The organism is Sodalis sp. RH24, assembly GCF_047324145.1.
GTDB lineage: Bacteria > Pseudomonadota > Gammaproteobacteria > Enterobacterales > Enterobacteriaceae > Acerihabitans.
In genome coordinates, this window is record NZ_CP178729.1 from 5,251,670 (window position 1) to 5,274,949 (window position 23,280).

Genomic DNA, 23,280 nt, shown 5'->3' on the forward strand with positions numbered 1-23,280 from the left:
GCGCAGGATATGACTATGCAAGATACCAAACTGTTGATTAAGGAGCTGCACAAGCGCTACGGCGATCAGGAAGTCCTGAAAGGGGTTTCGCTGGAGGCGCGCGCGGGGGATGTTATCAGCATTATCGGCTCCTCGGGGTCGGGTAAAAGTACGTTTTTACGCTGTATCAACTTCCTGGAAAAACCGAGCGAGGGGTCGATAAGCGTCAATAATATCGATATCCATATGGTGCGGGATCGGGACGGGCAGCTGAAAGTGTTCGATAAAAAACAGCTGCAGCTGCTGCGGACCCGGCTGACCATGGTATTCCAGCATTTTAATTTGTGGAGCCATATGACGGTGCTGGAAAACGTGATGGAAGCGCCGGTGCAGGTGTTGGGATTAAGTAAGAGCGAGGCGCGCGAGCGGGCGGTGCTGTATCTGGATAAGGTGGGCATTGACGCGCGCGCCCAGGCGAAATATCCGATCAATCTGTCCGGCGGGCAGCAGCAGCGGGTGTCCATCGCGCGCGCGTTGGCGATGGAACCGGATGTGCTGTTGTTTGATGAACCGACCTCCGCGCTGGACCCCGAGCTGGTGGGCGAGGTGCTGCGTATTATGCAGAAGCTGGCGGAAGAGGGTAAAACCATGGTGGTGGTGACCCATGAGATGGAGTTTGCCCGGCATGTGTCCAATCACGTTATATTTTTGCACCAGGGGGTTATCGAGGAAGAGGGGACACCGGCCGATGTGTTCGGGAGCCCGAAGAGCGCCCGGTTGCAGCAATTCTTGTCCGGCGCCCTCAAATAGAACGGACGCCCCATAGGCACGCTCTCCCTCCAACACGACTGCGTTGAGATAAGTGTTGGCGGGCCTACCATGCCATGGGGCCTCGGTCGGGCGGGAAAACCACGCCCGATTCGACCCCATTGGCACGCTCTCCCTTGAACACGTCTGCGTTGAGTTCGGCGTTGGCGGGCCTACCCAGCCATGGGGCCTCGGTCGGGCGGGAAAATCACGCCCGATTCGACCCCATTGGCATGCTCTCCCTTAAACACGACTGCGTTGAGATAAGTGTTGGCGGGCCTACCATGCCATGGGGCCTCGGTCGGGCGGGAAAATCACGCCCGATTCGACCCATTGGCATGCTCTCCCTTGAACACGACTGCGTTGAGATAAGTGTTGGTGGGCCTACCCTGCCATGGGGCCTCGGTCGGGCGGGAACAACACGCCCGATCCGACCCCATAGGCACGCTCTCCCTTGAACACGTCTGCTTTGAGATAAGTGTTGGCGGGCCTACCATGCCACGGGGCCTCGGTCGGTCGGGAAAATCATGCCCGATTCGACCCCATAGGCACGCTCTCCCTTGAACACGTCTGCGTTGAGATAAGTGTTGGCGGGCATACCGTGCCATGGGGCGCTCGGGATTTATTCGTCTTTAACGATATCGGCCAGCGCGTCCCTGAGCTCCATGTAGCGAAAGGTAAATCCGGCCGCTTCCAGGCGTTTGGGGACCGCCCGCTGGCCGCCCAGCATCAGCGTGGCGCCTTCGCCCATCATCAGCTTTACCGCCGCCGCCGGAGCGCGCATTAAGGCCGGGCGGTGCAGCGCCTCGCCCAGGGTGGCGGCGAATTGTTCATTATGCACCGGGTAGGGCGCCACCAGGTTGAACGGGCCGCTTAACCCGTCGGTGTTCAGCAGGAAGATCAGCGCATCCACCATGTCGTCGATATGGATCCAGGACAGGAACTGGCGACCGTTGCCGATAGGTCCGCCCAGCCCCAGTTTAAACAGCGGCAGCAGTTTGCCCAGTATGCCGCCGTCCGCCGCCAGCACCACGCCGGTGCGCGACAGGCAGACGCGCGTGCGCGGACTTTGCGCGCTCAGCGCCAGCTCTTCCCAGCGCTGACATAAGGTGTGGGTGAATTCGGCGACCGGCGGTTCGTCCTCGGTGACCAGGATCTGATCCTGGTTGCCGTAAAAACCCGTCGCCGATCCGGAAATAAATACGCGGGGCGGATCGTCCCCCTGGCGTATCAGCTGGCTCAGGCGTTCGGTCACGTCCCAGCGGCTGCGGCAAAGACGATCTTTTTGTTCCTCGGTCCAGCGCTTATCGGCAATAGGTTCGCCCGCCAGATTGAATACCGCGTCAAACGCATCCAGGTGGGGACATGAGGCCAGCGTGGTCAGGGTGGTCACGTGGGTACCCAGTTTTTGCTGGGCACGCTGGGGATCGCGGGTCAGTACCGTGATCTGGTGCGACAATGTCAGCAGCCTGGCGATCAGGTGCCGTCCAATAAGCCCGGTTCCGCCGGTGATCAAAATTTTCATATTTGCCCTCGCTTCCCGCAATGCGCACGTCAATTAACAGCTTGGTTACAAGCATAGGCCATTTTTGCGGGAAAATGAGTGAACAAAACCCCTGAACTGACAATAAATTGACAATTAAACCGGTAAAATAAACCGCGCCGCCGGCTGGGCGGCGCGGCGCGTGGGCTAGGCTTTTTGCGCGGGTATCTGATAGGCGCGCTCGACCGCGGGGCGGGAGCGAATGCTGTCGAACCAGCGCCGCACCGCCGGGAAATCCGCTAAATCGATATGCTGGCGCTCGTGGGAAACGACCCAGGGATAGGTGGCGATATCGGCAATGCTGATGTTGTCGCCGGCCATATAGGCATGGCGGGCCAGTTGCCGGTTTAAAACGCCGTACAGGCGCACGGTCTCAAGCTGGTAGCGCTCGATGGCGTAAGGCACCGGCTTGGGCGCGTAATGGCTGAAATGGTGGTTCTGGCCCAGCATGGGGCCAAAACCCGCCATTTGCCAGAACAGCCATTGCAGCGTGGCCTGGCGCTCGCGGAAATCCTTGCTGATAAGCTGGCCGGTTTTATCCGCCAGATAAAGCAAAATCGCCCCGGATTCAAACAGGCTTAACGGCGCGCCGCCGTCGGCGGGCTGCTGGTCGACGATCGCCGGTATTTTATTGTTGGGCGAGATGGCGAGAAATTCCGGCGCGAACTGTTGGTTGGCGGAGATATTGATCGGATGGATTTGATAAGGCAGGCCGGTTTCTTCCAGGAAAATCGTTATTTTATGGCCGTTGGGCGTGGGCGCGTAATAGAGGTCAATCATAGAAGCTCCTTGTGAATGTATAGCCGCGTGATGACACTCTAGAACAAATGCCCGTTGAAATCACCACCCGTTCCGGCCGCCGCATCATAGCGCCGTTACCGGCGCCGGTAAGTTTGTTAAGCTTGAGAGATGATGAACAACCAGAGGATGCTGCCATGAAACTGATGTTTGCCGCCGATATACACGGCTCGCTTGCCGCTACCCGCCGTATGCTGGCGGCCTATGACGCCAGCGGCGCCCAGTGGCTGGTGCTGCTGGGCGATTTGCTTTATCACGGCCCGCGCAACGCCCTGCCGGAGGAATACCAGCCGGCGGCGGTGGCGGAGCTCCTGAACGGCTATGCCGATCGTATCATCGCGGTGCGCGGCAACTGCGACAGCGAGGTGGATCAAATGCTGTTAACGTTCCCTATTACCGCGCCCTGGCAGCAGGTCCTGCTGGAGAATCATACCCGGCTGTTCGTCACCCACGGGCATCTTTTCAATCCCGCCAGCCATCCCCCGCTGCGGCGTGGCGACGTGGTGGTCTACGGCCATACTCATATTCCGCAGGCGGAGCGGCGGGAGGATATCCTGTGTTTCAATCCCGGCTCGGTCAGTCTCCCCAAAGGCGGCTTCGCCGCCAGCTACGGTCTCCTGGAACAGGAAATATTACGAGTTGTGTCATTGGAAACGAGCGAGACTATTGCGCAAGTGGCGATTAACCACTAAGTTATGACGGATCCACTCGTGCAAATTTTTTTATTTTATTACAATTAAGGTGCGCGGCTCTCCCGCGTCTCGTTAACAAGGGATTCGAAAGATGGTGGAACAGAGTCAGGCTGCTGGCGTGGAATGGGTTGACATCGTCAACGAAGAGAATGAAGTCATCGCCCAGGCCAGCCGTCAGCAGATGCGCGCAGAACGTCTCAGGCACCGCGCCAGCTACATCGTGGTCCATGACGGCATGGGCAATATCCTGGTGCAGCGCCGTACCGCCACCAAGGATTTTTACCCGGGTTATCTGGATGCCACCGCCGGCGGCGTGGTGCAAAGCGGTGAAAATATGCTTGATTCCGCCCGCCGGGAAGCAGAAGAAGAGCTGGGCATCGCCGGCGTGCCGTTTGCTGAGCACGGGCTGTTCTACTTTGAAAACGACCATTGCCGGGTCTGGGGCGCGCTGTTCAGCTGCGTCACCCACGGTCCGTTTGCCCTACAGGCTGAAGAAGTGGAGGCGGTCAAATGGCTGCGCCCGGAGGAAATCACCGCCCGCTGCGATGAATTCACCCCGGACTCCCTCAAGGCGCTTTCGCTTTGGATGAGCCGCAATAACCAGCAAAGCCACGGCAAGCCTTTACCTCCCTCCGCCCCGGAGCAAAAAACCGCAGAAGAGTAACTGTCTGCCTCAAGGCTAATCTGGGCATGTTAAAGGTAATACCTGTCTTGGCGGCTGAATCGGGCGTGGGTCTCGCTTGCCGTGCGGGGTGATTTGTGTTGCCGTGGCGGGGGTTTTGCTTGCCATGGCTTGGTTGGCTTGTGGCCGGGTATATGTCGCCACGGCGAAGGTTTCGCTTGCCGTGCGTGAGGTGTTCATAGGTATTGCCGGGTGCCCGCAAGCGACAAAGAGGCCGTACCGCGACGGCCTCCTTGACCTCCGCGCGTCCGGCAGATCGTGCGCCGCTGCGCGGTTCCCGGCAACGCCGCATCCCGGCTTTTGGACCGCCCGATATGCGCTCCAAGCGCAATCCGGGCTTTCGCCGCTCCCGGCGGCTCATCCAGCCGCGCTGCGCGCCGCCGGCGCACTCTATGCCGGCACCAGGTCAACACCATCGCCTGTGAGAAAAACAGCGTTTTGGGGTCCATCGCGGTATGTGATTACCGGGAAAGGTATCAGTATACATTTTGCGCTAAAGTTTACAGTTTGATGGCTGATGGCTTACCGCTTACTGTTAAAACTTAAAACTTAAAACTGAATGATGAATGTCTTATTGCATGACTGCATGACTGCATGTCCAACTTTTCGCTGTGCCAGAGACATTCCATACCCGTTGTATTCCAGAACCGTCAACCGCATTCCGACGCCAGACCTTATCCAAAACAACAGCGCCACTATTGCTACATAATATGCCGTGCGAACAGCGACATGTGGACCGGCATAAAGCGCGCTGACGGCGCCTGTGTCCCCGGCATGAGCCGCCGGGAGCGGCGAAAGGCCCGGTGGCGCCGGGAGCGCTAACCGGGCCGGTGCATCACGGGGGCATGGGCGACGGAAGGCATCGCGCAGCGACGCGCGACCTGCCGGGCGCGCGGAGGTCAAGGAGGCCGTCGCGGTACGGCCTCCTTGTCGCTTGCCGGCACCCGGCATTCCATATAACCGCCGAACACACGGCAAGCGAAACCCCCGCCACGGCAACATAAACCTCCCCGCAAGCAGGTTAACCTATCCCGACGCCAGACCCTATCCAACACAACAGCGCCGCTATCGCTTAAAAAAATACATTACCAACAGCGACATATGCCCCGGCATAAAGCGCGCTAACCGGGCCGGTGCATCACGGGAGCATGGGCGACGGAAGGCATCGCGCAGCGACGCGCGACCTGCCGGGCGCGCGGAGGTCAAGGAGGCCGTCGCGGTACGGCCTCTTTGTCGCTTGCCGGCACCCGGCATTCCATATAACCGCCGAACGCACGGCAAGCGCAACCCCCGCCACAGCAACCTACATCTCCCGCACGCCGCCAGCGCAACCCCCGCCCCGGCGACATCGACGTGGCGACGTTGACCTTCACGGATGCCCAAGAGGGCCCGACCCTAGGACTCCCATAGCCCGCCAGGACCCGGGGCCGCGATCGCGGAACCTACACCCGGCGTGTTAAGGGAAGTGCATGCCAACAGGAGGGGAACCGGACACGGATTTACCACCCGACCGAAGTCCCCTGGCGCGGCAGGCGCGTAACCACCCATCCCAGACAAGGCGTATCAAGGCTACCCGCACAAATAAAAACGCCGGCTTGCGCCGGCGTTGTGCTTACTACTGACAGGGCCAGCGGGCTTATTTATTATTTAGCCGTTTCAGCCTGTTTGGACTGGATGGCGGTCAGGGCGATGGTATAAACGATATCGTCCACCAGCGCGCCGCGCGACAGGTCATTAACCGGCTTGCGCATCCCTTGCAGCATCGGCCCGATGGAGATCAGATCGGCTGAACGCTGCACTGCTTTGTACGTGGTGTTGCCGGTGTTCAAATCCGGGAAGATGAACACGGTGGCTTTACCGGCAACCGGCGAATTCGGCGCTTTGGACAGCGCCACATCGGCCATAATGGCGGCGTCGTACTGCAACGGACCGTCAATCACCAGGTCAGGACGTTTTTCCTGCGCCAGACGGGTGGCTTCACGCACTTTTTCCACATCGCTGCCGGCGCCGGACGTGCCGGTGGAGTAGGAGATCATCGCCACACGCGGTTCGATGCCGAAGGCCGCGGCGGAATCAGCGGACTGAATGGCAATTTCGGCCAGTTGTTCCGCGGTCGGGTCCGGATTAATGGCGCAGTCGCCATACACCAGCACCTGTTCCGGCAGCAGCATAAAGAACACCGAGGACACCAGCGAACTGCCCGGCGCGGTCTTGATCAACTGCAGCGGCGGGCGGATGGTATTGGCGGTGGTGTGAACCGCGCCGGATACCAGGCCGTCAACTTCGCCTTGTTCCAGCATCAGGGTGCCCAGCACGACGTTATCTTCCAACTGCTCGCGCGCGACCACTTCGGTCATGCCTTTGCTCTTGCGCAGCTCCACCAGACGGGCCACGTAACGTTCGCGGGCCACTTCCGGGTCGATAATCTCGATGCCTTTACCCAATTCCACGCCCTGCACGGCGGCAACGCGATGGATTTCGTCCGGATTGCCCAACAGCACGCAATGCGCGATGCCGCGTTCAGCGCAAATAGCCGCCGCTTTCACGGTACGGGGTTCATCACCTTCAGGCATCACGATACGCTTGCCGGCCTGGCGCGCCAGCTCGGTCAGCTGATAACGGAACGCCGGCGGCGACAGGCGACGCGAACGCTCGGAGCTGGCGGTCAGGGACTCGATCCAGTTGTTGTCGATATGACCGGCAACGTAGTTCTGCACTTTTTCCACCCGGCTATGGTCGTCGGCCGGCACTTCAAGGCTAAAGCCCTGCAGGCTGAGCGAGGTCTGCCAGGTATTGGTCTGCACGGTGAACATCGGCAGGCCGGTCAGGAAGGCGCGATCGCACAGGCGTTGGATGCGTTCATCCACCTTATAGCCGCCGGTCAGCAGGATGGCGCCCAGTTCCACGCCGTTCATGGCCGCCAGACAGGCGGCAACCAACACGTCGGGACGATCGGCGGAAGTCACCAGCAGCGAACCCGGGCGGAAATGCTCCAGCATGTTCGGCAGGCTGCGCGCGCAGAAGGTCACCGAACGCACGCGACGGGTCTGGATATCGCCTTCGTTGATAATGGTGGCGCCCAAATGCCTGGCCATGTCGATGGCGCGCACGGCAATCAGGTCAAAGCTCCAGGGTACGCAACCCAGTACCGGCAGCGGACTGTTTTCAAACAGCTGCTTCGGATCGATATTGGCGACGCTGGCCTTGGGCGTGTCGTCAAAGATTTCCGACAGGTCCGGACGGGTGCGGCCCTGTTCGTCCACCGGCGCGTTCAGTTTATTGACGATAACGCCGACGATGCTTTTATTCTTGCTGCCGCCGAAGCTGGAACGGGCCAGCTCGATGCGTTCCTTCAGCTGATCGGGCGAATCGTTGCCAAGCGACAACACAAAGACGATTTCCGCATTCAGCGTCTTGGCGATTTCATAGTTCAGCGCGTTGGCGAACTGATGTTTGCGGGTCGGCACCAGGCCTTCCACCAATACCACTTCCGCGTCTTTGGTATTGTCATGATAACGGGCGATGATCTCTTCCATCAGCACGTCTTGCTGGTTGGAGCCCAGCAGCGACTCCACATAGCTCATGCGCAGCGGTTCGGCGGATGGAATGGTGGAGTTGGCGCGGATAATATTGGTGGTGGCGTCAAGACCGTCATCGCCGGCACGGGGCTGCGCGATCGGCTTGAACACGCTCAGGCGCACGCCTTTCTGCTCCATGGCGCGAATGACACCCAGGCTGATGCTTGTCAGGCCGACACTGGTGCCGGTTGGGATCAACATGATTGTACGGGACACGGCTAAACCTCTTTCAACGGTTGCTCGTTAGTCAAACAAGTATTCCGCCGGCGCTTGTCCGGCGGAACGGAGATACTGTTACGCCGTCAGACGGGCGGCATCCTGGGCAATGACCAGTTCTTCATTGGTGGTGATGACAATCGCCGGACGGCTGGCGTCGGTGGTGATCACGCCGCTGTTGCCGAAACGGGCCGCTTCGTTGCGCTTCTGGTCGATTTCAAAGCCCAGCAGGGCCAGTTTGCCCAGGGTCAGTTCGCGCACCTTGGCGGCGTTTTCGCCGATGCCGCCGGTGAAGATCACCGCGTCCAGGCGACCGTCCATCAGGGCGGTATAGGAACCGATATATTTCGCCAGGCGGTGGCAGAAGACATCCATGGCGCGCTTGGCTTCAGGTTTCGTATCGTAATTGTCGATAACCCAGCGCATATCGCTGGTGACGCCGGTCAGGCCCAGCAGGCCGGATTCCTTGGTCAGCAGTTTATCGATTTGTTCAACCGACATGCCCATGGCATTATGCAAGAAGAAGATAATGGCGGGATCGAGATCGCCGCTGCGGGTGCCCATCACCAGGCCTTCCAGCGGGGTCAGGCCCATGGAGGTGTCAACGCTCTTGCCGTTGCGCACTGCGGTAACCGAACCGCCGTTGCCCAGGTGGCAGGTGATCAGGTTGACGTCTTCCACCGGTTTATCCAGCATGCGCGCCGCTTCATGCGTCACAAAGTAGTGGCTGGTGCCGTGGGCGCCGTAGCGGCGGATGCGGTGCTCTTCATATAACGCATAGGGCAGGGCATACAGGAACGACTCTTCCGGCATGGTCTGATGGAAGGCGGTATCGAACACGGCGACGTTTTTGTCGGCCAGTTTTGGAAACGCCTTCAGCGCTTCGTTGATGCCGATGATATGGGCCGGATTATGCAGCGGCGCAAACGGGATGGAATCCTTGATGGCTTGCAGCACATCGTCCGAGAGCAGGGCGGAGGCGGTATACTTTTCGCCAACATTAACGACGCGATGGCCGATTGCGGTGAGCTGCGCTGATAATTCTGGTTTTTGAGCGAGAATTGTATTAACAATAAAGCTCAACGCTTCGCTGTGCGCGGCGCCGTTTCCTAACGCAGCTTCGTGCTTGCCGCCGTCCATCTTCCATTTGATGCGCGCTTCCGGCAGGTTGAAACATTCTGCGAGGCCGGAGAGATGTTCTTCACCGTTGGCAGCATCGATAATGGCAAATTTTAGGGATGAACTGCCACAGTTAAGAACCAGTACTAGCTTACTCGACATGGAAGTACCTATTTGTTGTGCATGGTTAATAAATCATCAATCAGCTATAAAGCGTAGCGCATTACGCCGTTGAGATTTATGATTAACATCATGCCAAAGTGCGTTTTATTTGACATGAAATCGAAAACTGTTGAAGTTAAACATTTTTTTGAAACACGTGTTTACTTATCGCGGTTAATCGTTGCGACATTACACGGAATCGTGCTGCTCAGGCGGCGCAAACGGTGCGTAGGGGCCAGCCATAAGGCGGCAATAAGGATAACGATTGCCGGTAGTAAAGACAAAATATATTTAAAAGTTATACAATTTGATTGTGATTTTGCACAAAAATTTTAATTTTTATTCGTAAAGTTGAGGCCCGCTATGGCGACAATTCCTTCCGGTTCGGTAAGCTGGTACAAAATTTTCCAGCGCGGACAAGATTATATGAAAACCTGGCCGACCGAGAAACGCCTGGCGCCGCTTTTTCCTGAAAACCGCATGATCGCGGCCACACGCTTTGCCGTGCGCTACATGCCGGCGGTGGCGGTCTTTACCCTGACCTGGCAAATCGCCCTCGGCGGCCAGCTTGGGCCGGCGGTGGCCACCGCCATCTTTGCCTGCAGCCTGCCGATGCAGGGGCTGTGGTGGCTGGGTAAACGCTCCGTGACGCCGCTGCCCCCCACGCTTTTGCACTGGTTCCATGAAGTACGCCATCAGCTTAACGAGGCTGGTCAGGCGCTGGCGCCGGTGGAAGGCGTGCCGACCTATCAAATGCTGGCCGACGTGCTTAAGCGTGCGTTTAAGCTGCTGGATAAAGCCTTCCTGGACGATTTATAAGCGTTATGTCGCTGTCCGCCAGCCGCCTTCCCGGGCGGCGGACGGGCGATATTTCGCCACCTGCTGTCTTAAATCAAAAAAGCGCCGGCTTCCGGTACCGCCATCGTACGCATTATGCGATGCTAGCGCCAGACGACTAGAGGCACCCACGGGGCGGCGCTCGCCATTGGCGCGAACAGTTCGGCGCCCCACGGTATACAATCAGGAGTGGATGATGGAGATGACAAACGCCCAACGGTTAATTCTGTCCAACCAGTATAAGATGATGTCCATGCTGGACCCGGACAACGGCGAACGCTATCGCCGTCAGCAAACCATTGTGGAACGCGGCTACGGCCTGCAGATGCGCGAGCTGGACCGTGATTTCGGCCAGTTGAGCGAAGACGTCTGCCGCACGATTATCGATATCATGGAACTGCACCACGCGCTGCAGGTCTCCTGGTCGAACCTGAAGGAAAAACAGGACATCGACGAGCGTCGCCTGGCGTTCCTTGGCTTTGACGCCGCCACCGAGGCGCGTTACCTGGGCTATGTACGCTTTATGGTCTTTACCGAGGGACGCTACACCCACTTTGATTCCGGCACCCACGGTTTCAACGCCCAGACCAAGATGTGGGATAAATATCTGCGAATGCTGGCCGTCTGGCAATCCTGTCCGCGCCAATATCATCTCAGCGCGGTGGAAATTACGCAAATTATCAATGCCTGACGGCTTAACCCGGAGATATGCCTGTGCTGTGTAAAGGTTTTTTATTTGACCTTGATGGAACCTTGATTGATTCATTGCCGGTGGTGGAATTAGCCTGGGGAAATTGGGCCAGGCGGCGGGGGGTTCCCGTCGACGAGGTGTTGAACTTTATCCACGGCAAACAGGCTATTACGTCGTTGCGCCATTTTATGCCGGGGGAAAGCGAAGAACGCATCCAGTCCGAATTCAGCGCGTTGGAAAAGTTCGAGGCGGAGTGCATCGACGGGGTAACGGCGCTGCCCGGGGCGGTGGATTTGCTTAACCGGCTCAACGCGCTGGATATTCCCTGGGCCATCGTGACCTCCGGGTCGATGCCGGTGGCCACCGCGCGGCTGCGGGCCGGGCGCCTGCCGCAGCCGGCATGGCTTATCACCGCCGAGCAGGTCGCCCGCGGCAAACCCCAGCCGGACGCCTATCTGCTGGGCGCGAAAAAACTGGGGTTTGCGCCGGCGGACTGCATCGTCGTGGAGGATGCCATCGCCGGCATCCAGGCCGGCCTGGCCGCCGGCTGTCCGGTCATCGCGGTCAATCCGCCGCCGGAAACGCCGCAGAAAGAGGCGATCGGCCTGCTCCTGACCTCCCTGGAACAACTGGTGATTGAACGCGACGGCCAGGGTGCGCGCGTCAGCCTGCGCACAGCTTGAGAGAAATCAACTGTTTAATGATTTAGCCCCGCCATTCCGGGGCTTTTTTATGGCATGATTGGCCGCAGACACCGCTTTATAATCCGGGAAAACGTTGTGAATAACGAACTCATCTGGGTGCTGGCCCTGCTGTTGATCGCTATCTTTCTCTTTACCACCAACAAAGTGCGCATGGATGTGGTGGCGCTGCTGGTGATCATCGCCTTTGTCCTGAGCGGCACCCTGTCGTTGCCGGAAGCCACCGCCGGCTTCAGCGATCCCAACGTCTTACTGATCGCCGCCATGTTTGTCGTCGGCGAGGGCCTGGTGCGTACCGGCATCGCCTACCAGGTCGGCGAGTGGCTGATGCGGGTGGCGGGCAAAAGCGAAACCCGCATGCTGATCCTGCTGATGATCACCGTCGCCGCCCTGGGCGCCATTATGAGCTCCACCGGCGTGGTGGCGATATTCATCCCGGTAGTGCTGAGCGTGTCGCAGCGCATGAAAACCTCCCCCAGCCGCATGATGATGCCGCTGAGCTTTGCCGCCCTGATAAGCGGCATGATGTCCCTGGTGGCGACGCCGCCCAATATGGTGGTCAACAGCGAATTGGTGCGCGACGGCGCCGAGGGCTTCGGCTTCTTCGCCGTTACGCCGGTGGGCGTGGTGGTGCTGGCGCTGGGCGTCGGCTATATGCTGGTGGCGCGCTACTGGCTGGGCGGCGGCGAGGCCAGCCATGAGCGGGAGCAGTGGCAGCGCCGGACGTTCCGCGATCTGATCCGCGATTATAAGCTGACCGGCCGCGCGCGTCGCCTGGCCCTGCGCCCCGGCTCGCCGCTTATCGGCCAGCGCCTGGACGACCTCAGGCTGCGCGATCGCTACGGCGCCAACGTGGTCGGCATCGAGCGCTGGCGCAAATTCCGCCGGGTAATGGTAAGCGCCGGCGGCAATACCGAACTGCGCCAGCGCGATGTGTTATTAATCGATATGTCCGCTTCCGAGATGGATCTGCGGCAGTTTTGCAGCGAGCAGCAGCTGGAACCCATGGTGCTGCGCGGCGAGTATTTCTCCGAACAGGCCAGGGATGTGGGCATGGCGGAGGTGAGCCTGATTCCCGATTCCGAATTGGTGGGCAAGACGCTGCGCCAGGTGGGCTTTCGCAGCCGCTACGGCGTTAACGTGGTGGGCATCCGTCGCAACGGCGAGGCGATGGCGGGCAAGCTGATTGACGAGGAGCTGACGCTTGGGGATATCCTGCTGGTGATTGGCGACTGGAAGCTGATTCGCCAGCTGCAGCTGAAGAAAAACAATTTTATCGTACTGAACCTGCCGGCCGAGGTGGACGACGTGGCGCCGGCGGTGAGTCAGGCGCCCCACGCGCTCTTCTGCCTGGCGCTGATGGTGGCCATGATGCTGACGGAGGAGATACCCAACCCCATCGCCGCCCTCATCGCCTGCGTGCTGATGGGCAAGTTCCGCTGTATCGATATGGAAAGCGCCTATCGCGCCATCCACTGGCCGAGCCTTATCCTTATCGTCGGCATGATGCCCTTTGCGCTGGCGCTGCAGAAAACCGGCGGGGTGGACCTGGTGGTGCGGCTGCTGATGGATATCTCGGGCGGGGCGGGGGCGCATATCATGCTGCTGAGCCTGTTTATCCTCTGCGCGGTTATCGGCTTGTTTATCTCCAATACCGCCACCGCGGTGCTGATGGCGCCGATCGCGGTCGCCGCGGCCAACGAGATGGCGGTGTCGCCCTATCCCTTCGCCATGATTATCGCCATCGCCGCGTCCTCGGCGTTTATGACCCCGGTCTCGTCGCCGGTCAATACCCTGGTGCTGGGGCCGGGAGGCTATAAGTTCGGCGATTTTGTCCGTATCGGCGTGCCGTTTACCCTGCTGGTGATGGTGGTGAGCGTGGTGCTGGTGCCGATACTCTACCCGTTTTGATCTCACGGCGTGCGCCCGGCACGACTGTATCCGGACGGAGGTACGGGGCTAGAGCGGCGTGTCCTGGCTGATCTCGTCCAGGGACAGGCTGAAGCTGGGCACAAACACCCGGATAAAGTACTCCATCTCCGGGCTGCGCCGCTGCTCCAGGGTTTTTTCCAGCCGCGCCATCGCCATGGTAAATTCATTATTGCCCGCGGAGATCTCTTCCAGGCACTTCAGGTAGGCACACAGGGTATCCGCCTGTTTCACCACCGCTTTTTCCTCTGGCTGGTAATAATCGTCGTCAAGCAGGGCGCGGTAGTCGTCCCGCAGCTCGGCCGGCAACATGTCAATCAGCTTCTGCTGGGCGATCTTCTCGATGTTTTTATATTCGTGGGCCATCTGCGCGTTAAAATATTTGATAGGCGTCGGCATATCGCCGGTCAATACTTCGCTGGTGTCATGGTACATCGCCAGCAGCGCGATGCGCTCCGGGTTCAGGGCGCCGCCGAACTTACGGTTGTTGATCACCGCCAGGGCGTGGGCGACAAACGCCACCTGCAGGCTGTGCTCGGAGACGTTTTCGGTGCGGACGTTGCGCATCAGCGGCCAGCGGTTAATCAGTTTCAAACGGGAAAGATGGGCAAAAAAGTGGCTTTGGGTCATGATGCGCCCTTACGGCAGGTGAATAAGGGATCTATTGTGCGCACAGCCGGCGGATTATGCAAATCCGCCGGTTCCGTGCCGGGCTGGCCCGAACGGCGTGGGTCACTGATGATAATGCTGCAGGAAGCGCCCCAGTTTGCCGATGGCGGTTTCCAGGATGTCGACATGCGGCAGCGTCACGATGCGCAGGTGATCCGGCCACGGCCAGTTGAAGGCGCTGCCCTGGACCAGCAGCACTTTTTCCTGTAGCAGCAAATCGAGCACCAGCTTCTGATCATCAAGAATATTGAAGCGCCGGGCGTCGATGCGCGGGAACATATACAGCGCGCCGCTGGGTTTGACGCATGACACGCCGGGAATATCGTTGATCAGCGCCCAGGCGCGGTTGCGCTGTTCATACAGCCGGCCGCCCGGCGCGATGAACTCGCTGATGCTCTGGTAGCCGCCAAGCGCGGTCTGGATGGCGTGCTGCATGGGGACGTTGGCGCAAAGGCGCATCGACGCCAGCATTTCCAGCCCCTCGATATAGCCCCGGGCGTGTTTTTTCGGCCCGTTCAGCACCATCCAGCCCTGGCGAAAACCGGCGACGCGGTAGGTCTTGGACAGTCCGTTGAAGGTGACCGTCAGCAGATCCGGCGCCAATGCGGCGATGGAGTGGTGCTGCGCCGCGTCGTAAAGGATTTTATCGTAGATTTCGTCTGAGAAGATGATCAGGTTATGCTGGCGGGCAATTTCCACCAGTTCCAGCAACATTTCCTTACTGTATACCGCCCCGGTCGGATTATTGGGATTGATAATCACCAGGCCGCGGGTACGCGGGGTGATTTTGCGGCGGATATCGTCCAGATCCGGAAACCAGCCGGCCTCTTCATCGCACAGGTAATGCACGGCATTGCCCCCGGAGAGGGACACCGAGGCGGTCCACAGGGGATAATCCGGCGCCGGGATCAGCATTTCGTCGCCGGTATTGAGCAGCGCCTGCATGGATTGCTGGATAAGCTCCGATACGCCGTTGCCGATAAAAACGTCCTCGACGGTCAGGTCGAGCATATTGCGCGCCTGGTAGTGCTGCACAATCGCCTTGCGCGCCGAATAAAGGCCTTTGGAATCGCAATAGCCCTGCGAGGTCGGCAGATTGCGGATAACGTCCACCAGTACCTCTTCCGGCGCATCGAAGCCGAACGGGGCGGGATTACCGATATTCAATTTGAGGACTTTATTGCCTTCTTCCTCCAGGCGCTTGGCTTCTTTCAGCACCGGACCACGAATGTCATAACAAACATTTTCCAGTTTGCTGGATTTTTCTACAGGTGAAATCACGATATTAGGCCTTCTCACAGGTAAACGTATTCCAACCATGGAATCACGCGTTCTGCATAATGTACTCTTCCGCTCTGATTTTTTGAAGGATAACGGGTGGATGCGCATCGAATGTTAAGATGGAAAATAAGAAACAGTTAAAAATTTATTTTCTTCGCTAATTTTTTAGATTAAAAAACTATTAAAACACCATCATGTCAAGATTTTAATGCTTTAAAATCCTATAAGAACAGTTAATTTGCGATTTTTTGCGTATTTTTTATACTACTTGGACCTGATAAAGGTTACTCTGCTAAATGAAAGGCGGTGGGCGGCGGTCAGCCGACGAGGACAAGGTTACAGTAAGCGACACCATTATATCGCTTCCCCAAGGGTAAAACACGGCGGGAAAATTAACCCGCTTTGCCTGACGCGCATCACACTTTTTATCGGGGTAAAGTATTGCCACTTCATCTGTTTGTGAACATTTATCCATAGAAAAATAAAGGTCACATTTTGATGCTTACAAATTATTGTTGTTTCGTTTATGGTAGCTATTTATGGTATACATTTATGCAGGTGTGCATTTAGAAAGAGATTTATTTTGATCGTATAAACAATAGTTAAGAAAAATTTATGTTAATTATGACGGTTGGGATAAGAAAATACGACTTAACCGGTAATATTCAACATTTATTTTAAATACCAAGGCCGGTTTTAATAAATTACATTTAAGTTTTGATGTGTCATTCAAGCCGTTACGGATTTTTTTTCTGCGCTATGCAAATGATATCATTGTGAAATTTAGTGTCTCATCCAGGACGAGGGCTGGATTTCGAGGACCGGGGCTACCTTTTATATCGGTTAGAGCTTTGTTTGATGAGTGCGAACTCCCCAGAGATTAAAGCATGTACCAGTTAACATAACGGCCGTGGTAACGTCGCTATGGTATGAAGGGGATATGCTCATAACAGTTTTAGCTTGGAAATGATTTTTTTGAAACGCCAGGGTAGTAGTGTGTAATTAGAATACAAAAGTGAAGACAATATTATGACCAATGCAAATCGTCCAGTGCTCAATCTTGATCTTGATTTATTGAGAACGTTTGTTGCAGTCGCTGATCTCAACACCTTTGCGGCCGCTGCAGCATCAGTATGTCGAACACAGTCGGCTGTCAGCCAGCAAATGCAACGATTAGAACAACTTGTCGGCAAAGAGTTGTTTGCCCGTCACGGTCGCAATAAGCTGTTGACCGAACACGGAATACAATTACTGGGTTATGCCAGGAAAATTTTACTGTATAACGACGAGGCATGTACTTCCTTGATGTACAGTAATATCCAGGGGGTGCTGACCATCGGTGCTTCCGACGATACTGCCGACTCAATTTTGCCTTACTTACTCAGTCGTGTAACGCGGATCTATCCAAAATTAGCGATTGACGTTAATGTCAAACGCAGCCCTTTGATGCAGGAAATGCTGACAAACGGCGAAGTGGATCTGGCTATTACAACATTGACTAATCCAAATCATCCTTACGTTACGCTGCGTTCGTCGCCGACGTTATGGTTCTGTTCGTCGGATTACCGCTTTATTCCAGGGGAAGTTATTCCGCTGGTGGTGTCCGATGAGCCCAGTCCCTTTCGCGCCATGGCCATCGAGCAACTGCAGGCCGCCGGCATCTCATGGCGCATCGCCTACACTGCTTCTACTCTGGCCGCCGTGCGCGCCGCAGTAAAAGCGGGATTGGGCATTACCGTCCGGCCGGTGGAGATGATGAGTTCCGATCTGCGGGTGCTGGGGCAAAACGAAGGATTGCCGACGCTGCCCGATACGCAGTATGTCCTGTGTAAACATCCCCAGTGCGAGAATGAACTGGCCATGGCTATCTTCAGCGCGGTACAGACCGGTAACGACTCCTATAAACCAGACGTGGCCCGCCCGGTAAAAGGGGAGGGGGAAAGCTTCACGGTCAGTGACGAATAAATGAAATCAACTGGATATTAAGCCCCTGAAAATGGGGCTTAATTTTTCGTAAAATATAATTTATGCTGTAATAATGTAGTTTTATATTTCAACAGGTCTTAAAATACAGTCTTCCCGCCTGGTATCCCCGGTCCGTCATCTCCGTCGCGCATTAGCGCGCGCACCCCAGAACTGGTTGTTTTTTATTCATGCCAACTAAATCAAAACACTGTTTCTATAATGTTTTTTGGTTAATGGCGCACAGAATGTGCATCTTTTATTCTGATTAGTTGCAAAATTGTGCCCTGGATCAAATTTTGCCCTTACCGATTGCGCGGAATAACGTGATTTTGCCTGAAAATGGTATAGTTACCTGCGGGCAATCATGGTGTCATAGAACCGCCCTATGTTATTGCTATGTTGCTGGCGCGCAACACTGACTCGATTAAGCTAAAATCGTGCGCATCAAATGTTAATTAGATATTAACTGTGTAAATTACTATGAAGTTTCTTTTGTCCAAGTTGACAAAAGGTTATGTAAAGGAGTAAAAACCCCACACAATGGCTGTGTATGCCGGTGGCAACAGCGCGGTGCGGTTTTTTCCTACTCCTTCCCATAAATCGATGTGGTGAGTCGAACTGCCGTTGACGAAGAGCAGACTGCAAAATGCCACTTTTGATGAGCAAAGAAAATGTCAATAACCACTGAAGTTACCGCCCATTACTGGGCGTTCGCCGTATTCCTCGTTGGTGCCGTCGGCCTGTGCTGCTTTATGCTGCTGGGCGGTTTCTTATTAGGCGGACGCGCCCACTCCCGCTCAAAAAACGTGCCCTTCGAGTCCGGTATCGACCCGGTGGGGACGGCAAGACTGCGTCTTTCGTCTAAATTTTACCTGGTGGCCATGTTTTTCGTCATTTTTGACGTGGAAGCCCTGTATTTATACGCCTGGTCGGTATCCATCCGCGAAGTCGGCTGGGTCGGTTTCTTCGAAGCAGCCGTTTTTATTATTGTGTTGTTGGCGGGCCTGGTGTACCTGGTGCGCGTCGGCGCGCTGGACTGGACGCCCGAGCGTTCCCAGCGTCTCAAGCGCGCGGGCCCAATCGCCGAAAACCAACGTCATCAGCAGTAACAGCGAGGCATAACCATGGATTACACCCTCACCCGTGTTGAGCCGGACGGTGAGAATGGCGGTGAAAATGACCGTTATCCCCTGCAAAAACAGGATATCGTCGCCGATCCCCTGGATGGGCACGTCAACCGCAGCGTTTTTTTGGGTACCCTGGAAAACGCGTTGCATAATGCGGTGAACTGGGGCCGGGGCAACTCGTTGTGGCCGTATAACTTCGGCCTGTCCTGTTGCTACGTCGAAATGACCACGTCCTTTACCGCGGTGCACGATGTGGCGCGTTTCGGGTCGGAAGTTATTCGCGCCTCACCGCGCCAGGCGGATTTCATGGTGATCGCGGGCACGCCGTTCACCAAGATGGCCCCGGTCATCCAGCGTCTTTATGATCAAATGCTCGAGCCGAAATGGGTGATTTCCATGGGCGCATGCGCTAATTCCGGCGGTATGTACGATATTTATTCCGTCGTGCAGGGCGTGGACAAATTTTTGCCGGTCGATGTCTATATTCCCGGCTGCCCGCCACGCCCGGAAGCCTATATCCAGGCGCTGCTGCTGTTAAAGGAATCCATCGGCAAGGAACGGCGTCCGCTCTCCTGGGTGGTGGGCGATCAGGGGGTTTATCGCGCCAATATGCAGTCGGAGCGCGAGCGTAAACAGGGCGAGCGTATCGCGGTAACCAACCTGCGATCTCCCGACGAGATTTGACGCGCGCGGCGATGTGGCGGTTGTCGTCCATAATCATTTAACGCGCACAGTGGCATGACGCCGGCACAGCATTAATTTGGTGAAAATAACTATGACAGAGTTGATGACGCAACATCTCGCCCAGCCGGCCTGGCAGACCCGGGATCATCTTGACGATCCGGTAATCGGCGAATTGCGTGACCGTTTTGGCGCCGAGGCGTTTACCGTCCAGCCCACCCGTACCGGCATTCCGGTGGTATGGGTCAAACGCGAGCAGATTCTCGAGGTCTTGACGTTTTTAAAAAAACTGCCGAAGCCCTATGTAATGCTCTACGATCTGCATGGCGTGGACGAGCGCCTGCGCACCCATCGCCAGGGCCTGCCCGCCGCTGAGTTCACCGTGTTTTATCACTTGATATCCATCGACCGCAACCGGGATATCATGCTGAAGGTGGCGCTCTCGCAGAGCGATTTCCATCTGCCCACCGTGACCAAAATTTTCCCCAACGCCAACTGGTATGAACGCGAAACCTGGGAAATGTTCGGCATGACCTTTGACGGCCATCCGCATTTGACCCGCATCATGATGCCGCAAAGCTGGCAGGGCCATCCGTTGCGTAAAGACTATCCGGCGCGCGCCACCGAATTCGATCCTTATATGCTGACCAAGCAGAAAGAGGATCTGGAAATGGAAGGGCTGACCTTCAAGCCGGAAGACTGGGGCATGAAACGCGGGCGCGAAAACGAAGATTTCATGTTTCTTAACCTGGGGCCGAACCATCCGTCGGCGCACGGGGCTTTCCGCATTATCCTGCAGCTGGACGGCGAGGAAATCGTCGACTGCGTGCCCGATATCGGGTATCACCACCGCGGCGCGGAAAAAATGGGCGAGCGCCAGTCGTGGCACAGCTATATTCCCTATACCGACCGGGTGGAATACCTCGGCGGCTGCGTCAATGAAATGCCGTATGTGCTGGCGGTGGAAAAACTCGCCGGCATCGTGGTGCCCGAACGGGTCGAGGTGATCCGGGTCATGCTCTCCGAGCTGTTCCGCATCAACAGCCATCTGCTGTATATCAGCACCTATATCCAGGACGTCGGCGGCATGACGCCGGTATTCCTGGCCTTTACCGACCGGCAGAAAATTTATGACGTGGTGGAGGCCATTACCGGCTTTCGCATGCATCCGGCCTGGTTCCGCATCGGCGGCGTGGCGCACGATCTGCCGCGCGGCTGGGACGGCCTGCTGCGCGACTTCCTGAACTGGCTGCCCAAGCGCCTGGATTCCTACGTCAAGGCGGCGCTGCGCAACAGCGTACTGCGCGGAAGGGCCGAGGGCGTCGCCGCCTATGGCGCCCAGGAAGCGCTGGATTGGGGCGTGACCGGCGCCGCGCTGCGCGCAACAGGCATCTCTTTCGACGTGCGTAAATGGCGTCCGTACTCCGGCTACGACAAGTTTGATTTCGAGGTGCCGGTGGGCGACGGCGTCAGCGATTGCTACAGCCGCGTGATGCTGAAGGTGGAGGAGATGCGCCAGAGCCTGCGCATCCTTGAACAATGCCTGAACAATATGCCGGAAGGCCCGTTCAAGGCCGATCATCCGCTGACCACGCCGCCGCCGAAAGAGCGGACGTTGCAGCATATCGAGACCCTGATTACCCACTTCCTCCAGGTCTCCTGGGGACCGGTGATGCCGGCTAACGAATCGTTCCAGATGATCGAGGCCACCAAGGGGATCAACAGTTATTACCTGACCAGCGATGGCAGCACCATGAGCTACCGGACCCGTATCCGCACCCCGAGTTTCCCGCATTTGCAGCAAATTCCCTCGGTGATTCGCGGCAGCCTGGTATCGGATCTCATCGTCTATCTGGGCAGTATCGATTTTGTTATGTCAGATGTGGACCGCTAATTATGCATGAACATACAGATACGCATGGGCGCGACGCCGCCCCCGGCCGCCAGGACGACACCGCCGCCTTTGTGCTCACGGCCCAGGAGCGAGAGGCCATCGAGCATGAAAAGCACCATTATGAAGATGCCCGCGCCGCCTCCATCGAAGCGCTGAAAATCGTGCAGAAACAGCGCGGCTGGGTGCCGGACGGCGCCATCGCGGCGATTGCCGAGGTGTTGGGCATTCCGGGCAGCGATGTGGAAGGCGTGGCCACGTTTTACAGTTCGATTTACCGCCAGCCGGTCGGGCGCCATATCATTAAATATTGCGATAGCGTGGTGTGCCATATCACCGGCTACCAGGGCATCCAGGCGGCGCTGGAGCAAGCGCTCGATATCAAGCCGGGGCAGACCACCGGCGATGGGCGCTTCACCCTGCTGCCCACCTGCTGCCTGGGCAACTGCGACAAGGGGCCGAGCATGATGATTGATGACGACACCCACGTTCATCTGACGCCGGAAGGTATCGGTCCGCTATTGGAGCAGTATCGATGATCAAACAGATTGTACGTACCGCCGAAATGCATCCGTTGACCTGGCGCCTGCGCGACGACGGCCAGACGGTATGGCTTGACGAGTATCGCGGCAAGAACGGCTATGCCGGCGCGGAAAAAGCGCTCAAAGGCATGTCCCAGGACGACATTGTCACCCTGGTCAAGGACTCCGGCCTGAAAGGGCGGGGCGGGGCGGGGTTTTCCACCGGCCTGAAATGGAGCCTGATGCCCAAGGATCCGGCCATGAACATCCGCTATCTGCTGTGCAACGCGGATGAGATGGAGCCGGGCACCTATAAAGACCGCCTGCTGATGGAGCAACTGCCCCATTTGCTGGTGGAAGGTATGCTGATTGCCGCTTTTGCCCTTAAGGCCTATCGCGGATATATCTTCCTGCGCGGCGAATACATCGAGGCGGCGGTGAACCTCAGGCGCGCCATCGCCGAAGCCACCGAGGCCGGTTATCTGGGCAAGAATATCCTCGGTACCGGCTTTGATTTCGAGCTGATCGTCCATACCGGCGCCGGGCGTTATATCTGCGGCGAAGAGACGGCGCTGATCAATTCCCTGGAAGGCCGCCGCGCCAACCCGCGCTCCAAACCGCCGTTCCCGGCCACCGCCGGCGCCTGGGGCAAACCGACCTGCGTCAATAACGTCGAAACCCTGTGCAACGTGCCGGCCATCCTTGAGAACGGCGTGGACTGGTACAAAGGCATCACGGCGGGCAAAAGCAGCGATACCGGCACCAAGCTGATGGGGTTTTCCGGGCGGGTCAAACATCCCGGCCTGTGGGAATTGCCCTTCGGCATCACCGCGCGCGAGATCCTGGAAGATTACGCCGGGGGCATGCGCGATGGCCTGACGCTCAAGGCGTGGCAGCCGGGCGGCGCCGGCACCGACTTCCTGACCGGCGATCACCTCGACCTGCCGATGGACTTCGAGAATATCGGCAAGGCGGGCAGCCGCCTGGGCACGGCGCTGGCCATGGCGGTGGATAATGAAATCAATATGGTATCCCTGACGCGCAACCTGGAAGAGTTTTTCTCGCGCGAGTCCTGCGGCTGGTGCACACCCTGCCGCGACGGCCTGCCCTGGAGCGTGAAGCTGCTGCGCGCCATAGAAAAAGGCGAGGGGCAGCCGGGGGATATTGAAACGCTGGAACAGCTGTGCCGGTTCCTCGGCCCGGGCAAAACCTTCTGCGCCCATGCGCCGGGCGCCGTTGAGCCGCTGCAAAGCGCGATAAAATATTTCCGGGAAGAATTTGAAGCGGGAATTGCAACGCAGCATATCGGTAATACCCGCACTATTGCCGGTATCCAGCCAAACTTGCTGAAAGCGCGTTGGTAACCCTGCATCCGCGCCTTTAGGCCAAACGAGGCCGGGCGGATGTTATG

At 57.4% G+C, this 23,280-nt stretch carries 19 protein-coding genes; 13 read left to right on the forward strand and 6 right to left on the reverse strand.

Annotated elements, in window-relative coordinates; translation table 11 throughout:
- Positions 1–15: 15 nt before the first annotated feature.
- Positions 16–789: a histidine ABC transporter ATP-binding protein HisP gene (gene hisP / locus ACL2XG_RS23920; protein ID WP_410014194.1), complete on the forward strand. Its 774-nt coding sequence runs from the start codon at positions 16–18 to the stop codon at positions 787–789.
- Positions 790–1,408: 619 nt separating this feature from the next.
- Here hisP and ACL2XG_RS23925 read toward each other — a convergent pair.
- Both ACL2XG_RS23925 and ACL2XG_RS23930 read right to left on the reverse strand, forming a co-directional pair.
- Entirely contained in the window at positions 1,409–2,311 is a 903-nt protein-coding gene (locus tag ACL2XG_RS23925) for a TIGR01777 family oxidoreductase (protein WP_410014195.1), read from the reverse strand.
- A gap of 165 nt (positions 2,312–2,476) precedes the next feature.
- A complete protein-coding gene (locus tag ACL2XG_RS23930; protein ID WP_413723336.1) occupies positions 2,477–3,109 on the reverse strand; it encodes a glutathione binding-like protein in 633 nt (210 codons plus the stop codon).
- 155 nt (positions 3,110–3,264) lie between these two features.
- Here ACL2XG_RS23930 and yfcE point away from each other — a divergent pair, with 155 nt between their 5' ends.
- Both yfcE and yfcD read left to right on the forward strand, forming a co-directional pair.
- Positions 3,265–3,819 carry a phosphodiesterase gene (yfcE, locus tag ACL2XG_RS23935; protein WP_410014197.1) on the forward strand — a complete coding sequence of 185 codons (555 nt, stop codon included), beginning with the start codon at positions 3,265–3,267 and terminating at the stop codon, positions 3,817–3,819.
- A 91-nt stretch (positions 3,820–3,910) separates the two neighbouring features.
- The gene (gene yfcD / locus ACL2XG_RS23940) at positions 3,911–4,483 is read left to right on the forward strand and encodes an NUDIX hydrolase YfcD (RefSeq protein WP_410014198.1); all 573 of its coding nucleotides are present in this window, start codon (positions 3,911–3,913) and stop codon (positions 4,481–4,483) included.
- 1,661 nt (positions 4,484–6,144) lie between these two features.
- Here yfcD and pta read toward each other — a convergent pair.
- Positions 6,145–8,295: a phosphate acetyltransferase gene (pta, locus tag ACL2XG_RS23945; protein ID WP_410014199.1), complete on the reverse strand. Its 2,151-nt coding sequence runs from the start codon at positions 8,293–8,295 to the stop codon at positions 6,145–6,147.
- Positions 8,296–8,373: 78 nt separating this feature from the next.
- Positions 8,374–9,576 (reverse strand): acetate kinase, encoded by a 1,203-nt coding sequence (gene ackA / locus ACL2XG_RS23950; protein ID WP_410014200.1) that lies wholly within the window; start codon positions 9,574–9,576, stop codon positions 8,374–8,376.
- Positions 9,577–9,939: 363 nt separating this feature from the next.
- Here ackA and yfbV point away from each other — a divergent pair, with 363 nt between their 5' ends.
- From yfbV to ACL2XG_RS23970, 4 genes are all read left to right on the forward strand, one after another.
- Complete coding sequence (gene yfbV, locus ACL2XG_RS23955; RefSeq protein WP_410014201.1) at positions 9,940–10,395, forward strand: terminus macrodomain insulation protein YfbV; 456 nt, start codon at positions 9,940–9,942, stop codon at positions 10,393–10,395.
- A gap of 214 nt (positions 10,396–10,609) precedes the next feature.
- The gene (locus ACL2XG_RS23960) at positions 10,610–11,104 is read left to right on the forward strand and encodes a YfbU family protein (RefSeq protein WP_410016763.1); all 495 of its coding nucleotides are present in this window, start codon (positions 10,610–10,612) and stop codon (positions 11,102–11,104) included.
- A 17-nt stretch (positions 11,105–11,121) separates the two neighbouring features.
- On the forward strand, positions 11,122–11,787 hold the full coding sequence (locus tag ACL2XG_RS23965; RefSeq protein ID WP_410014202.1) for a sugar phosphatase: 666 nt from the start codon (positions 11,122–11,124) through the stop codon (positions 11,785–11,787).
- 54 nt (positions 11,788–11,841) lie between these two features.
- Positions 11,842–13,716 (forward strand): SLC13 family permease, encoded by a 1,875-nt coding sequence (locus ACL2XG_RS23970; RefSeq protein WP_410014203.1) that lies wholly within the window; start codon positions 11,842–11,844, stop codon positions 13,714–13,716.
- 48 nt (positions 13,717–13,764) lie between these two features.
- Here the strand turns inward: ACL2XG_RS23970 and yfbR are convergent, their stop codons facing one another.
- Together yfbR and ACL2XG_RS23980 are read right to left on the reverse strand one after the other, a co-directional pair.
- Positions 13,765–14,364 carry a 5'-deoxynucleotidase gene (gene yfbR / locus ACL2XG_RS23975; protein WP_410014204.1) on the reverse strand — a complete coding sequence of 200 codons (600 nt, stop codon included), beginning with the start codon at positions 14,362–14,364 and terminating at the stop codon, positions 13,765–13,767.
- Between the two features lie 102 nt (positions 14,365–14,466).
- Entirely contained in the window at positions 14,467–15,681 is a 1,215-nt protein-coding gene (locus tag ACL2XG_RS23980; RefSeq protein WP_410016764.1) for a pyridoxal phosphate-dependent aminotransferase, read from the reverse strand.
- A gap of 1,032 nt (positions 15,682–16,713) precedes the next feature.
- Between ACL2XG_RS23980 and lrhA the strand changes: the two genes are divergently transcribed.
- From lrhA to nuoF, 6 genes are all read left to right on the forward strand, one after another.
- The gene (gene lrhA / locus ACL2XG_RS23985; protein ID WP_410014205.1) at positions 16,714–17,649 is read left to right on the forward strand and encodes a transcriptional regulator LrhA; all 936 of its coding nucleotides are present in this window, start codon (positions 16,714–16,716) and stop codon (positions 17,647–17,649) included.
- A gap of 671 nt (positions 17,650–18,320) precedes the next feature.
- Positions 18,321–18,758, forward strand: coding sequence for an NADH-quinone oxidoreductase subunit A (locus tag ACL2XG_RS23990; RefSeq protein ID WP_331121040.1), 438 nt, complete (start codon positions 18,321–18,323; stop codon positions 18,756–18,758).
- Between the two features lie 15 nt (positions 18,759–18,773).
- Positions 18,774–19,460: an NADH-quinone oxidoreductase subunit B gene (locus tag ACL2XG_RS23995; RefSeq protein ID WP_331121041.1), complete on the forward strand. Its 687-nt coding sequence runs from the start codon at positions 18,774–18,776 to the stop codon at positions 19,458–19,460.
- 91 nt (positions 19,461–19,551) lie between these two features.
- On the forward strand, positions 19,552–21,351 hold the full coding sequence (gene nuoC, locus ACL2XG_RS24000; RefSeq protein ID WP_410014206.1) for an NADH-quinone oxidoreductase subunit C/D: 1,800 nt from the start codon (positions 19,552–19,554) through the stop codon (positions 21,349–21,351).
- Between the two features lie 2 nt (positions 21,352–21,353).
- Positions 21,354–21,887 carry an NADH-quinone oxidoreductase subunit NuoE gene (gene nuoE, locus ACL2XG_RS24005; protein ID WP_410014207.1) on the forward strand — a complete coding sequence of 178 codons (534 nt, stop codon included), beginning with the start codon at positions 21,354–21,356 and terminating at the stop codon, positions 21,885–21,887.
- Positions 21,884–23,233, forward strand: coding sequence for an NADH-quinone oxidoreductase subunit NuoF (gene nuoF / locus ACL2XG_RS24010; RefSeq protein WP_410014208.1), 1,350 nt, complete (start codon positions 21,884–21,886; stop codon positions 23,231–23,233). Before nuoE ends, nuoF begins: the two co-directional genes overlap by 4 nt.
- Positions 23,234–23,280: the final 47 nt, after the last annotated feature.

Coding starts and splice junctions, on each gene's coding strand:
- yfcE (WP_410014197.1), top strand. CDS start 3,265: ATGAAACTGATGTTTGCCGCCGATATACACGGCTCGCTTGCCGCTACC.
- hisP (WP_410014194.1), top strand. CDS start 16: ATGCAAGATACCAAACTGTTGATTAAGGAGCTGCACAAGCGCTACGGC.
- yfcD (WP_410014198.1), top strand. CDS start 3,911: ATGGTGGAACAGAGTCAGGCTGCTGGCGTGGAATGGGTTGACATCGTC.
- yfbV (WP_410014201.1), top strand. CDS start 9,940: ATGGCGACAATTCCTTCCGGTTCGGTAAGCTGGTACAAAATTTTCCAG.
- ACL2XG_RS23925 (WP_410014195.1), bottom strand. CDS start 2,311: ATGAAAATTTTGATCACCGGCGGAACCGGGCTTATTGGACGGCACCTG.
- ACL2XG_RS23960 (WP_410016763.1), top strand. CDS start 10,610: ATGGAGATGACAAACGCCCAACGGTTAATTCTGTCCAACCAGTATAAG.
- nuoF (WP_410014208.1), top strand. CDS start 21,884: ATGATCAAACAGATTGTACGTACCGCCGAAATGCATCCGTTGACCTGG.
- nuoC (WP_410014206.1), top strand. CDS start 19,552: ATGACAGAGTTGATGACGCAACATCTCGCCCAGCCGGCCTGGCAGACC.
- lrhA (WP_410014205.1), top strand. CDS start 16,714: ATGACCAATGCAAATCGTCCAGTGCTCAATCTTGATCTTGATTTATTG.
- yfbR (WP_410014204.1), bottom strand. CDS start 14,364: ATGACCCAAAGCCACTTTTTTGCCCATCTTTCCCGTTTGAAACTGATT.
- ACL2XG_RS23965 (WP_410014202.1), top strand. CDS start 11,122: ATGCCTGTGCTGTGTAAAGGTTTTTTATTTGACCTTGATGGAACCTTG.
- ACL2XG_RS23930 (WP_413723336.1), bottom strand. CDS start 3,109: ATGATTGACCTCTATTACGCGCCCACGCCCAACGGCCATAAAATAACG.
- ackA (WP_410014200.1), bottom strand. CDS start 9,576: ATGTCGAGTAAGCTAGTACTGGTTCTTAACTGTGGCAGTTCATCCCTA.
- ACL2XG_RS23970 (WP_410014203.1), top strand. CDS start 11,842: ATGATTGGCCGCAGACACCGCTTTATAATCCGGGAAAACGTTGTGAAT.
- ACL2XG_RS23995 (WP_331121041.1), top strand. CDS start 18,774: ATGGATTACACCCTCACCCGTGTTGAGCCGGACGGTGAGAATGGCGGT.
- nuoE (WP_410014207.1), top strand. CDS start 21,354: ATGCATGAACATACAGATACGCATGGGCGCGACGCCGCCCCCGGCCGC.
- ACL2XG_RS23990 (WP_331121040.1), top strand. CDS start 18,321: ATGTCAATAACCACTGAAGTTACCGCCCATTACTGGGCGTTCGCCGTA.